Consider the following 11252-nt stretch of genomic DNA (forward strand, 5'->3'; position numbering starts at 1 on the left):
TAATTTATGATGTCCATAATTCCTTGGTTAGATGATAAAGCCTTTTGAAGCGGCTTCCTGAATGACCGGAAGCTGCCTGCCATTGTATTTTTCTTGCGAGTAGTCTGATGCCAAACGGGCCACTCGTTTGTTCTTTTTCGGGTCGCTCCCGGAGGTTAGAAGATTGTGCGCGAGCCCGTTCGCTTCTTCCGCTGTCTTTCCGTCTTCAAGGCAAGATAAAAAGTAAAAGGATTGAACGAAGTTTTTGCCGCGATTTTTACTGGCGCGCAAAAACACCCATACCAGAAGAACAAAAAACAAAATCACGGCGAAAATCATGAGATATCACCTTCTACCTCTCGCACAAACGATCACTAAGCGACCATGACCGTGGCGGAACTTTCCGGCAGATCTTCTCCAAAAGCTCTCTGATAAAACTCGGAAATGATCGGACGTTCCAACTCGTCGCATTTATTCAGGAATGTGAGGCGGAAAGCCTGCGCAATATCACCGTCAAAGATGCGGGCATTTTCAGCCCAGTTCATTACAGTCCGAGGCGACATAACCGTAGAAATATCGCCGGCAATAAAGCTGTTCCGCGTCATATCCGCGACGCGCACCATAGAAGCAATCAGGTCGCGGCCTTCGGCATTATCAAATGTCGGAGACTTGGCGAGAACAATGGCTTCTTCTTCGTCATGCTCCAGATAATTAAGCTGGCAGACAATTGACCAACGGTCCATTTGACCCTGATTGATTTGCTGGGTTCCGTGATAGAGCCCGGACGTATCGCCGAGACCGACCGTATTGGTCGTGGCAAAAATCCGGAAAGCCTTATGCGGCGTGATGACCCGATTTTGGTCCAGCAAAGTCAGCCGGCCCTGAGCCTCCAATACGCGTTGAATCACAAACATCACATCCGGACGGCCTGCATCATATTCATCAAAAACAAGTGCAACAGGGTTTTGAAGCGCCCACGGCAACAGGCCTTCGCGGAACTCCGTAATTTGCTTGCCGTCTTTTAACACGATGGCATCTTTGCCTATCAGATCAATCCGCGAAACATGAGAGTCGAGATTGATCCGAACCATTGGCCAATTCAGGCGCGCGGCGACCTGTTCAATATGAGTGGATTTGCCTGTCCCGTGATACCCTTGGACCATGACCCGACGGTCATGCGCAAAACCCGCCAAAATGGCCTGTGTTGTCTGGTCATCAAATCTGTAGGCGTCATCCACAACCGGGACATATTCAGACGGTTTCGAAAACGCCGGAACCTCCATATCGAAATCAACATCAAACACCTCTCGGGCCGAGACCGTCGTATCAGGTTGGAATATTGGGAATTTATCGTCTGTGTCAGTCATTCTTCTCTTCTTTGTCCTATCCTTTTCCTCGCTGCATTTTTCGGGGAAACGCAGGAGGTTTAGCGCCGCAATTGACGAATGTTCTTTTCCCATGTCAGCAACTTCACGCTAAATAACAAGGGTTTAGTCATACTCTTCGGTATGCAAATATTTCTGCCCTATCCCAAGTCCGTGGTTTTGAGGACTTTATACGCTTTCACAACGCGCGAGAAACTCTCCTCTGTGTTACGCGCGCCCTGATTGGCGTCGGGGTGGAGTTGTTTAACAAGTTGTGTGTAGCGTTTGCGAACATCTTCTTTTGTTGCGCTCTCATCCATGCCCAAATCATTGAGCGCTTTGAGCTGCATTTTTGAAAGACGGCGACGGGGCGCTTCGGTCTGATCCGGAATGCCTCCGGCACCAAATATCGAATAACCTTCAGAGGTTGCCGAGGTGGAACCAGCCTTACGTTTCTTTTGAGCCGACGCCCGTTCCCCCGTATTCTTTTGCACATCCCAAGTCGGGCGATGTCCGTGGCGGGCGCCGACCTGCCATTCTGCAATGTCCGAATCTGTCATACCGGAGAAGAAATTCCAGTTTTTATTATATTCGCGGGCATGTTTTTGGCAAAAATTGAAATAATCACGTAGGCGGTCCGGACTCTTGGGCGCTTTACAACCGCCCTTGGCCACACAGCCTGCCCAATCACATTCTTGTTGGTTCGGTTTTGGCTTCTTTTTCGTGCGGGCAACACGAATATCGATGCCTTTAGGTTTGTATTCGAAATTATCGGGCATATATCTACTACGTATTCAGACAATTTAAGGACTGCGCAAAATGGGCATTATCGCAACGGCAATCAAGGAAAAACTCACGCAAAAATACACTCCGACACAGTTGGAGGTCATTGATGAGTCTGCAAAACACGCCGGTCATGCCGGAGCAGCTGCGCATAAAGAGGCCGGAGGCTCCACCGAAAGTCATTTTCATGTCAAGATAAAGAGCAAAACTTTTGAGGGCATGAGCCGTTTAAGCCGTCACCGCGCCGTCATCGAGACGCTCGGCGAGACAGTTGAACAAATTCACGCGATAAGTTTTGAAATAGAAGCGGATTGACGTTAATAAAGCTATCGTGTCTGAATATATAATAATTGGCCGCTAAGAAATAAATTCGCAACCATTGGAGACTTTGGAGCGTAGATAAAATTAGCATCCGAATTTTGTACTCATTTTCAAAAGGTATCTTATGACATTCCGTACCCTTCTAGTTTCTGCCGCCCTGATAGGCACATCAACTGCAGCCTGTGCTGACATCGGTGATACTCAGACGATTACCGGAAGCGATGATGTCAAATTAACGGCAACGCATTTAGAAACGTTTGACAAGCCTTGGGCCATGGCGACCTTGCCTGACGGCAGATCCCTAGTAACAGAAAAGGAGGGAACGATTTGGCTTTTGAGCGCAGAAGGTAAAAAACTGGCCGAAATCACGGGCGGCCCAGAGGTGACAGAGCGCGGCCAAGGTGGACTTGGCGATATTTATGTCCCCGCTGATTTTGACCAGAGTGGCGAAGTCTATATTTCTTATGTCGAACGTGACGCCAAGGACGACAGCCTATCCGGCGCCGTCGTTCAAAGCGCAACTTTAACCCTCACCCCAACTGGCGGAACGCTGTCTGATATGAACCGCGTTTGGACGCAATCTCCAAAAGTCACCGGGAATGGTCATTATGGCCACCGCATCGGTGTTTCTCCGGACAATTATCTCTATATCAGTTCCGGCGATCGCCAAAAATTTACGCCTGCCCAAAGCATGGATATGAATTTGGGTAAAATTATTCGTCTTAATCGAGACGGCTCTATTCCAGAGGATAATCCCTTCGTAGAAAATGGAGGTATTGCCTCACAAATCTGGACACTCGGCCACCGTAATCCGCTCGGTCTTGATTTTGACGCTGAAGGTCAGCTCTGGATTCATGAGATGGGCCCCAAACACGGTGACGAATTAAACAAGATCGTTCGCTCAGAAAATTATGGCTATCCAATGGTGTCCAATGGCGACCATTACAGCGGCGTCGAAATTCCGGATCACGAAACAATGCCAATTTTTGAGGCCCCTTCTGTTTATTGGGTGCCAGCAATCAGCCCTGCCGGTTTCTCAATCTATAAAGGCGATGTCTTTGCTGATTGGAAAGGCGATGGGTTTATTGGAGGTCTAAGTTCTCAAGCGCTTATTCGCGTTGACATGGACGCCGAAGACGGCCCCGTCGAAGCAGGACGGTATGAATGGGGCAAACGGATCCGCGAAGTCGAAACCGGAATTGACGGCGCAATTTATGTTCTGGAGGACGAAGAAGGCGGACGGTTGATGAAGTTAATGCCCGCCGCAGAATAAAAGCATTCAGAATAAAAATATCAAAGCAAGTACATAAAGGCCCGAAAGGGCCTTTATTAATTTTCGCCTCTTTGATCCGGTTCATAGGTTTTGCTAACCCGCAGAGTTTGAATCTGGTTACGTTGCCGTTCCATCACCTCAAACCGGTAGCCATGATAGGCAAAAGCCTGTCCAACAGTTGGAATTGTCTGGCTTTCATGGATAACAAGACCGGCAATCGTCACGGCTTCATCATCCGGTAATTTCCAATCCATTGCCCGGTTCAAATCGCGAATAGCAACGTCGCCGCGAACCGTGACTGAACCGTCTTTTTTGCGTTCAACGCCTTTGATTTCCTCGTCATATTCGTCCTGAATATCGCCGACGATCTCTTCCAGAATGTCCTCAAGCGTAATCACGCCCATCAACGCTCCATACTCATCAACAACAAGAGCGAAATGTTCCTGTTTGAATTGAAATGCTCGGAGCTGTTTCACGACAGAAGTGGTTTCAGGAACGAACCAAGCTTCGCGCGAAATCTTTTTCATATTAAGAGAGTTGAGGTCCCCATCAAGACGCGCCAGAGATTTAAGCAAATCCTTGGCATGGAGAATTCCGATGACATTGTCAGGGTCGCTGTTAAAAAGCGGAATACGGGAGTGGCCGCTTGCTAGAACTTCCTTAATGATCATTTCCGGAGACAGATTGATATCTACCATCGAAATATTGCGGCGATGGATCATTACATCCTCGACCGAAAGCTCTCCGATTTCGAGGACGCCGTAAATTTGATCCCGAGCGCGTTTCGCCACGCCGCCTTCTTGCAGATGAAGGTCCACGGCCCCTTTAATTTCGTCCGCCGCCGTCCAAGCTGAAGCGTCCGTATCCACGCCGAATAAACGCAATACAGAATTAACGATTATCTGAACAATCGAAACAATCGGCGCAAATATTTTAATGGTCCATGTGATTGGCCGGGCGACAATCAGAGCCAGTTTATCCGGTTGGGAAATTGCATAAGTTTTTGGCAGGACTTCGGCAAATATCAAAATCAGAACGGTCATGGCGACCGTCGCGCCGGCCAAGGCCAAGCCTCCTTCTCCAAACAGCCGGGTAAAGAGGGCCGTGGTTAGAACAGAAGCAAGAATGTTGACCAAATTATTGCCGAGCAAGATACCGCCCAGTAAGCGCTCCCTCATATTCAAAAGACGCGTCACCATCGTTGCGCGTCGATCTCCGCCTTTTTCGGCAGCATGCATCCGCACGCGTGATGCAGCGGTCAGAGAGGTTTCAGAACTAGAAAAAAAGGCGGAGCAGATCAGAAGGAGTAATATAATTCCTACCAGGATAAGATTACTCGGCTCTAATAAAGCACTCATTTAAGTCGATCCATTTTCAGAAAGTTCACCTTCAGAAAGTGACGTCAAAAAAGTCATGACATCTTTATCCGAAACAGCCTTTTGCACAAAAGCCTCACCAATTGCACGTGCAAGGATGAGCGTAATTTTTCCATCTTCGTTCTTTTTATCCTGTCCCATAAATCGGGTTACCTTTCCAGGGTCAGTAAGGCGCTCCCCTATTGTCGTAATACGCGGCATGTCAAGCTTTGCCAGATGACCAGAGAGCTTCGCGGCCTCGTCTGCCAAGCAATATTCCTTGTTAACAGAAAAAACGAAGGCCATGTCCATTCCGGCGCTCACGGCTTCGCCGTGCAGCAAATCACCGTCATATCCGGCGTCCAGCTCTAAGGCGTGAGCAAAACTATGTCCAAGATTAAGCAGCGCCCTTTGACCGGATTCCCTTTCATCCGCCGCCACGATCCGTGCTTTGGTTTGACAGGATATAGTCACAGCTTTTGACAGAGCTTCGGCGTCTAAATTTAAAATTTTTGCTCCCCCTTCCTCGTCAAGCCAATCGAAGAAAGCTCGGTCGCCCAATAATCCGTATTTCAGAACTTCCGCATAGCCGGCCTTAAGCTCTCGCAGAGGAAGGGTGGAGAGTAAGTCCGTATCCGCAATAACGGCCTTTGGTTGGTAAAAAGCGCCGATAAGATTTTTTCCAAAGCGATTATTTATTGCTGTTTTTCCGCCGACGGAACTGTCCACCTGTGCGAGCAAAGTTGTTGGGATTTGAACGAATGGCAGGCCGCGCTTATATATACTTGCGGCAAACCCGGCCAGATCACCAATAACCCCGCCGCCGAAAGCGAGCAATAAATCTGATCGATCCAAACCCGCTTTAAAGATTGCTTCCAATACAGTCTCAAGACCGTCCAGACTTTTCTGAGATTCGCCCGCCGGACGGACGATCATATGCGTCGTATATCCAGCCAGCGCGGCCTCGAGCTTTTTCCCGTAAAGCCCATAAACTGTTTCATCCGTCACGATAACAATGCGTTTGGACGGAGCAAAACTCTCTATCAAACTGCCTGTTTGTTCTAAAACTCCCGGACCGATATGAATGGGATAGCTTCGCGCGCCAAGGTCGACCCAAAGAGGGTCACGAGCAGGCACGGCTTTATCTGATTGGCTCATGGGTAAAAAGACTCACTCGGCGGGTTTGTGGCTTTTGGACTGATAACGATTAATAGCCCGAATGACGCGGTTGACGGTACGAATATGAGGCCCCTTGGCAATCGGCACATGGATATGGGCCATAGCGTATAAAGGATCCCGTTGCTCCACGAGCTCCTCCAATTTGGCCCTCGGATCCTCGACCTGCAAAAGCGGGCGTTTGTCGTTTCGCTTAACCCGCTCTAAAATGACGTCGATATCACCTTTCAGCCAGATCGTCAGGCTGTGCGCCCGTAAAATGTCACGCGTCAATTCATGCGTGAAAGCACCGCCTCCTGTTGCCAGAACTATGGACGTGTTGTCCGCCCCCGTTTCAACAAGACGGGAAATGACCCGTTTTTCGCCAGCCCGAAATGCGTCCTCTCCATGGTCGTTGAAATATCCGCTCACAGTTCGCCCCGACGCTATTTCTATTTCTTCATCTGAATCATAAAAATCACGTCCTAGCCGTTTTGCCAGTCGACGACCAATTGTCGTCTTCCCAACCCCCATCATCCCGATGAGGGCAATATGGGGCGTGTTAAACGCCACTTTGTCCTGTCTTGGCATGACGGCCCTTTTTGCCTCAATTCAACGGCTCAAATAAACGCATATGAGACGCACTGCGTCTTTCTGAAAATTTAGGCTTAATATGGTCACAAATAAGGTTATGCTCAACCGTTAATGCAAATAGTGGACAGTCATTATGAAAAAAGCCCTTATTGCCATTTTATGCCTCCTCGTCCTTTTTATAGGCGGGTTTGTCTGGCTTCTCGCTCAGGCGTCAGCAGATAATGCCCCGCAGGAGGTTAAAGTCATTGAGCTTCCTGATACCTATGAAAAATAAATTGCCGGGAAATTTTGGACATATGAAACATTTTCTTCTTGGAACCCTCGCCGCTTGCGCCTTGAGCGCCTCCGCTTTTGCCCAGACAATTGAGCAAAGCACGCTGGACGCCCCGACTGCTTACGATACGGGCATTCTCGATAGCCAATCCGGCGGATTGGATCCGAGCCTTTGGCAAGGGACCTCCGCAAACCTCGCTGTTGAACTTATTGAAGGCGCGCCTCTTAATAGTGAAGACCCCTTTGTCAGAGATATTTTGCGGGTTGTCTTGCTCTCCTCCGGCGTTCCGCCAAAAGGAACCGAGCCAGAAATGAGGGCCTATGAGTCCGCCAAGCTAGAGGCGATCAGCCAAATCGCCGGTTCGGAAACGCTGAAAACCCTTATCAACCGAAGCGGGGCCGCAGGGCGCGCTCCGGCGGTGCGCGCGGAGCTGGCTCTGCGCGGCGGTGACGTGGCGGCTGCATGTAACCTTTCCGACACAATTACAGAAAACCGGGCAGATATTTTCTGGTCCCGCCTCAGAACGCTCTGTCATTTGCGCAGAGAAGAATTCGCCGCCGCCGAGCTGACAACAGAATTACTTCGCTCCGGCGGGTATGAGAATGACGCCTATTATGAACTGGTCAGAGTCATGAGCGGCGCGGGTCAGACGCTCCCCAAAGCGAAAAACGTCAACGACCTAATTACGCAAACCCTGTATGATGAGGCATCCGTCAAGCTGGATGCGGCCCGCCCATCGCAAGCCATGGATCCACAGGCCGATCCAGACCTTCGCCTCTCCGCGCTCTATACATTTGCCAACCAGTTAACGGACGAGCAAATCTCTCAGATTTTCTCCGACCTCGCCTTTGACTTGGAAAACCCCGTCCTGGGCCCGAGTTTCGATTTTGCCTCCGCCTCTGCTGACCCCTCGGCACAAGGCACGGCGCAGCTTTTCCTTTTAGCCAATGCCAGAGGTGATGTTGAAACCTCTGCCAGATCTTTTGCAGAACTACTTGATCGCGCGCCGGATCAGAATATGCGGCAACGTTATATGTCCCTTATGGCGGACACGATCCAAAGCTGGCCTGCAGAGGTTCTCGCCAATTCCGATCTTGGGCTCTACGCACGCGCCGCCGTTCAGCGCGGAGATTTAAGCTTATTACAGGACCTTTACAATGCCTTGCCGCAAGGCCAGGAAAAATCCCGTATCGCCCTCGCAGCCGACGCTCTGGGAAATGGATTTCTCCTCGGGCAAATGGGAAGTGATATTGATGAACGATTGATATCCACCAGTAATGAACGTGCCAAACGGGACGCTCTCCTCGCGCTGGCTTTAGGTGCGCAGCTCTCTGAAAATGCAGCTCAGGTTCTGCCGGGCGCAGAGTTTGAAGACGGCGACTCGACCTTAACCGCTGGGCAACGCGCCGTGATCGATGCCAACGCCAAAGCGGCGGCCAGTGCGCAGCTTTTGCTTCGGCTCGCGCCGCATCTGAATAAGCCTGAGCTCAACGCCGCTGAGCTGGCCTTCATGGTCAGCGCCTTACAGCAAGCAGGGCTCACCGATTATGCCGGGCGTTTGGCAGCCATGGATTTTCTTGCCCCGCTTTAACTCCCTTTCAGCTATTCGGCATTACGCTGCGATGGCTTGTGAAATGCGCCAGACCGTTTATACGGCGCGCTTAGAATTTATTTCGGAGCCCCTAAATGGCGAAATCCTATTTGGAGTTTGAGCGGCCTCTTGCCGAGATTGAGGCCAAAATCGCAGACTTGATTGCCAGTGATGGCGAGGAGAGTGCGAATCTGGAAGAGCTGCGCGCCAAGGCACAGGAGCAGCTTAAAAAACTCTATAAAAATCTTGGCCCCTGGGAAAAAACGCGTGTTGCCCGGCATGAAAGCCGTCCGCATTACAGCTCTTATATTGACGCTTTGATCACAGATTATACGCCCTTGGCCGGTGACCGGAAATATGGCGATGATCAGGCCCTTCTCGGCGGATTGGGCAAAATACGCGGGCAGTCCGTGGTCGTCATGGGGCATGAAAAGGGTCACGATACCGAGACCCGCCTGCATCATAATTTCGGCATGGCCAATCCGGAAGGGTACCGCAAAGCGGTGCGCCTGATGGATATGGCCGAGCGGTTCTCTCTTCCGGTTATCAGCTTTGTCGATACGGCCGGCGCCTATCCCGGGCGCGGCGCCGAAGAACGCGGTCAAGCCGAAGCGATTGCCCGATCTATTGACCGCGGGCTTTCCCTGCGCGTCCCGTTCCTGTCGATCATTACCGGTGAAGGCGGCTCAGGCGGTGCTGTTGCGATTGCCACGGCCGACCGGGTGATGATGCTCGAGCATTCCATTTACTCCGTCATTTCGCCCGAAGGCTGCGCCTCCATTCTCTGGCGCGACGGTAAAAAGGCAGAAGACGCGGCCAAAGCTATGAAAATCACAGCGCAGGATCTCAAACGCCTGGGCATTATCGATACGATCATCAAGGAGCCGCTCGGCGGCGCGCACCGGACGCCAGACGCAGCGGTCAAAACCGTGGGCGCCGCCATCATGCGGGGATTGGGCGAGCTTTCAGAGCTTTCCGTCGACGAGCTGATAAAACAGCGCCGCGAGAAATTTCTCAATATCGGGCGTTCGCTAATCTAAAAGCTATGCGGTGACCCCTAAAAGGATAAAACCCCGCCATCCGAAAATGGCAGGGCCTCCCCCTCAGAATTTCGTCCCGGCTAGAAGCTGGTAGAAATACCGGTTCCGAAAAAGACCATATTGTCATCTGTCGTCTCCAAACGACGGGCCGTCCCGATTGCGTTGTTAAACTCTTTCAAATCCAATGTATTGTCATCGGAGTTAAGGACATAATTCGCGCCGATGTAAAGCGAAGCGCTGTCCGTCACGGCATGAGAAATCGCGGCAGACGCCTGACCCCATTGATAGCCAAAGCCGTCGCCTTCGACCAAACCGATCGTCCCGCCCAGATCAAAGCTCACAGTCTTGCCCAGCGGAAAGCTGTATCCGGCAGACCCTTCGAGGGTGAAAGCTTCAAGCGTAAAGTCATAATAGGCGGTCACAGACGGGGCGAGAGGCACCGCGCCGAAACCCACGCTGGCGGAAACTTCATAACTACCTGCCCCGCCATTTTCCGTCTCAAACAGCGCGCCGCCTTGCGGGTAATGGTAATAGGTCGCGCCCAGATCAAGGCTGACATCGCCTTCCAAAGGCACACTATAACCAATATATAAATCAACTTCATCGCCGGAAAGTTCGGAGTCCGCCCCGACGCCGGTCGAGAACCAGGCTCCTGCCGTGAAGTTTCCGGCGGAGACTTCGGCGTAAGGCTGAATGGATTCCTGACCCAGGCTTGTGCCGCGAAACACATATTCGGACACGAGGTCCACGCCGACGGAATAGCCGAGTACTTTATCCTGCGCCGTAGCGGCAGGCGCAAGCGCCGTGGCGCCGAGTAAGGCTGCGATTGAAATTAATTTTTTCATTATGGTCTCCTCATAAAACCTGTAAATTTAGGCACCCCTTCACGGATACCGTGCGAAAAACACGGCTCTGACTAGGCAAGGGAGAGGGTTATGGCGATGAAACCAGACGGGAAATGGATTGAATGTCGGCAAGCGCACCGCTTTTGTGCGCGATTGAGCAGGAAATGGACGGCAATGCGACGAAAGGCATAAATTTACCCCAACCGACACAAATTGTTCATCTGTTGCGCATTTGCACTAATTTGGGAGGCTTAAGAGGTAATTTTTGCCTTAAGCGAGGGACGACTCCCTTTTTTATTGCCGTCATTGTAAGGTATGAGCCCAAGCGACATGAAGTGTCATGACGCGATTGGTTCTTGCAATGACGGGGGTGTGCATCATCCAAGCGCTCTACCGTCACACCGTCATTCCCGCTTTCGCTTGTCATTCCGCACGTAGCGAAGCGAAGATGCGGGCGCTCTGCGTACCCACAAGGGGCAAGGTCGAGGGTTTGCGGACAGACTTGGAGGCGGCTCACAACCTCTCGACCTTCCGGGTTCGCTTCGCGCCCCGGAATGACAGGAAAATATTGAAGTGTGCATTGCTCAAGCGTTCCTTCCTGCTCGCCATCAGGTGCGGAGCTATTGCGTTCGTCCTTGAATAAAGTGGACTGCCCGCGGGGTCGGTATCCTTGCCGGA

General features: G+C 51.2%; 13 protein-coding genes. 5 read left to right on the forward strand and 8 right to left on the reverse strand.

From position 1 onward, the window contains the following. Positions 1 to 27: 27 nt before the first annotated feature. From ACN0IC_RS13840 to ACN0IC_RS13850, 3 genes are all read right to left on the reverse strand, one after another. The gene (locus tag ACN0IC_RS13840; protein WP_416879374.1) at positions 28 to 318 is read right to left on the reverse strand and encodes a hypothetical protein; all 291 of its coding nucleotides are present in this window, start codon (positions 316 to 318) and stop codon (positions 28 to 30) included. Between the two features lie 35 nt (positions 319 to 353). Beyond that, the gene (gene cobS, locus ACN0IC_RS13845; protein WP_416879375.1) at positions 354 to 1346 is read right to left on the reverse strand and encodes a cobaltochelatase subunit CobS; all 993 of its coding nucleotides are present in this window, start codon (positions 1344 to 1346) and stop codon (positions 354 to 356) included. Between the two features lie 158 nt (positions 1347 to 1504). Then, complete coding sequence (locus ACN0IC_RS13850) at positions 1505 to 2122, reverse strand: J domain-containing protein (RefSeq protein ID WP_416879376.1); 618 nt, start codon at positions 2120 to 2122, stop codon at positions 1505 to 1507. A 40-nt stretch (positions 2123 to 2162) separates the two neighbouring features. On the opposite strand from ACN0IC_RS13850, the gene ACN0IC_RS13855 reads away from it, so the two are divergent. Both ACN0IC_RS13855 and ACN0IC_RS13860 read left to right on the forward strand, forming a co-directional pair. Beyond that, the gene (locus ACN0IC_RS13855; protein ID WP_416879377.1) at positions 2163 to 2441 is read left to right on the forward strand and encodes a BolA family protein; all 279 of its coding nucleotides are present in this window, start codon (positions 2163 to 2165) and stop codon (positions 2439 to 2441) included. A 130-nt stretch (positions 2442 to 2571) separates the two neighbouring features. Continuing rightward, positions 2572 to 3720 carry a PQQ-dependent sugar dehydrogenase gene (locus ACN0IC_RS13860; RefSeq protein WP_416879378.1) on the forward strand — a complete coding sequence of 383 codons (1149 nt, stop codon included), beginning with the start codon at positions 2572 to 2574 and terminating at the stop codon, positions 3718 to 3720. Between the two features lie 56 nt (positions 3721 to 3776). Here the strand turns inward: ACN0IC_RS13860 and ACN0IC_RS13865 are convergent, their stop codons facing one another. Genes ACN0IC_RS13865 through ACN0IC_RS13875 form a run of 3 tightly spaced genes read right to left on the reverse strand, consistent with a single transcriptional unit; the run spans position 3777 to position 6821 of the window. After that, positions 3777 to 5078, reverse strand: a complete 1302-nt coding sequence (locus ACN0IC_RS13865) for an HlyC/CorC family transporter (RefSeq protein ID WP_416879379.1) — start codon at positions 5076 to 5078, stop codon at positions 3777 to 3779. Beyond that, a complete protein-coding gene (gene aroB / locus ACN0IC_RS13870; RefSeq protein ID WP_416879380.1) occupies positions 5079 to 6233 on the reverse strand; it encodes a 3-dehydroquinate synthase in 1155 nt (384 codons plus the stop codon). Positions 6234 to 6245: 12 nt separating this feature from the next. Beyond that, positions 6246 to 6821, reverse strand: coding sequence for a shikimate kinase (locus tag ACN0IC_RS13875; RefSeq protein ID WP_416879381.1), 576 nt, complete (start codon positions 6819 to 6821; stop codon positions 6246 to 6248). Positions 6822 to 6957: 136 nt separating this feature from the next. On the opposite strand from ACN0IC_RS13875, the gene ACN0IC_RS13880 reads away from it, so the two are divergent. The 3 genes from ACN0IC_RS13880 (at position 6958) to ACN0IC_RS13890 (ending at position 9729) form a co-directional block, all read left to right on the forward strand. Next, complete coding sequence (locus ACN0IC_RS13880; RefSeq protein WP_416879382.1) at positions 6958 to 7098, forward strand: hypothetical protein; 141 nt, start codon at positions 6958 to 6960, stop codon at positions 7096 to 7098. Between the two features lie 22 nt (positions 7099 to 7120). Continuing rightward, positions 7121 to 8689 (forward strand): hypothetical protein, encoded by a 1569-nt coding sequence (locus tag ACN0IC_RS13885; RefSeq protein WP_416879383.1) that lies wholly within the window; start codon positions 7121 to 7123, stop codon positions 8687 to 8689. A 95-nt stretch (positions 8690 to 8784) separates the two neighbouring features. After that, entirely contained in the window at positions 8785 to 9729 is a 945-nt protein-coding gene (locus ACN0IC_RS13890) for an acetyl-CoA carboxylase carboxyltransferase subunit alpha (RefSeq protein WP_416879384.1), read from the forward strand. A gap of 80 nt (positions 9730 to 9809) precedes the next feature. Here ACN0IC_RS13890 and ACN0IC_RS13895 read toward each other — a convergent pair whose 3' ends face one another. Further along, the gene (locus ACN0IC_RS13895; protein ID WP_416879385.1) at positions 9810 to 10574 is read right to left on the reverse strand and encodes a TorF family putative porin; all 765 of its coding nucleotides are present in this window, start codon (positions 10572 to 10574) and stop codon (positions 9810 to 9812) included. Between the two features lie 217 nt (positions 10575 to 10791). Continuing rightward, the coding region (locus ACN0IC_RS13900) for a hypothetical protein (protein ID WP_416879386.1) at positions 10792 to 11252 on the reverse strand (461 nt) is incomplete at its 5' end.

The organism is Litorimonas sp. (genome assembly GCA_029936425.1).
Classification (GTDB): domain Bacteria; phylum Pseudomonadota; class Alphaproteobacteria; order Caulobacterales; family Maricaulaceae; genus Litorimonas.

Excerpts from the sequence above, each read along its gene's own strand:
- ACN0IC_RS13840 (WP_416879374.1), bottom strand. The coding sequence starts at position 318 with ATGATTTTCGCCGTGATTTTGTTTTTTGTTCTTCTGGTATGGGTGTTT.
- ACN0IC_RS13895 (WP_416879385.1), bottom strand. The coding sequence starts at position 10,574 with ATGAAAAAATTAATTTCAATCGCAGCCTTACTCGGCGCCACGGCGCTT.
- aroB (WP_416879380.1), bottom strand. The coding sequence starts at position 6,233 with ATGAGCCAATCAGATAAAGCCGTGCCTGCTCGTGACCCTCTTTGGGTC.
- ACN0IC_RS13860 (WP_416879378.1), top strand. The coding sequence starts at position 2,572 with ATGACATTCCGTACCCTTCTAGTTTCTGCCGCCCTGATAGGCACATCA.
- cobS (WP_416879375.1), bottom strand. The coding sequence starts at position 1,346 with ATGACTGACACAGACGATAAATTCCCAATATTCCAACCTGATACGACG.
- ACN0IC_RS13885 (WP_416879383.1), top strand. The coding sequence starts at position 7,121 with ATGAAACATTTTCTTCTTGGAACCCTCGCCGCTTGCGCCTTGAGCGCC.
- ACN0IC_RS13875 (WP_416879381.1), bottom strand. The coding sequence starts at position 6,821 with ATGCCAAGACAGGACAAAGTGGCGTTTAACACGCCCCATATTGCCCTC.
- ACN0IC_RS13890 (WP_416879384.1), top strand. The coding sequence starts at position 8,785 with ATGGCGAAATCCTATTTGGAGTTTGAGCGGCCTCTTGCCGAGATTGAG.
- ACN0IC_RS13850 (WP_416879376.1), bottom strand. The coding sequence starts at position 2,122 with ATGCCCGATAATTTCGAATACAAACCTAAAGGCATCGATATTCGTGTT.
- ACN0IC_RS13865 (WP_416879379.1), bottom strand. The coding sequence starts at position 5,078 with ATGAGTGCTTTATTAGAGCCGAGTAATCTTATCCTGGTAGGAATTATA.
- ACN0IC_RS13880 (WP_416879382.1), top strand. The coding sequence starts at position 6,958 with ATGAAAAAAGCCCTTATTGCCATTTTATGCCTCCTCGTCCTTTTTATA.
- ACN0IC_RS13855 (WP_416879377.1), top strand. The coding sequence starts at position 2,163 with ATGGGCATTATCGCAACGGCAATCAAGGAAAAACTCACGCAAAAATAC.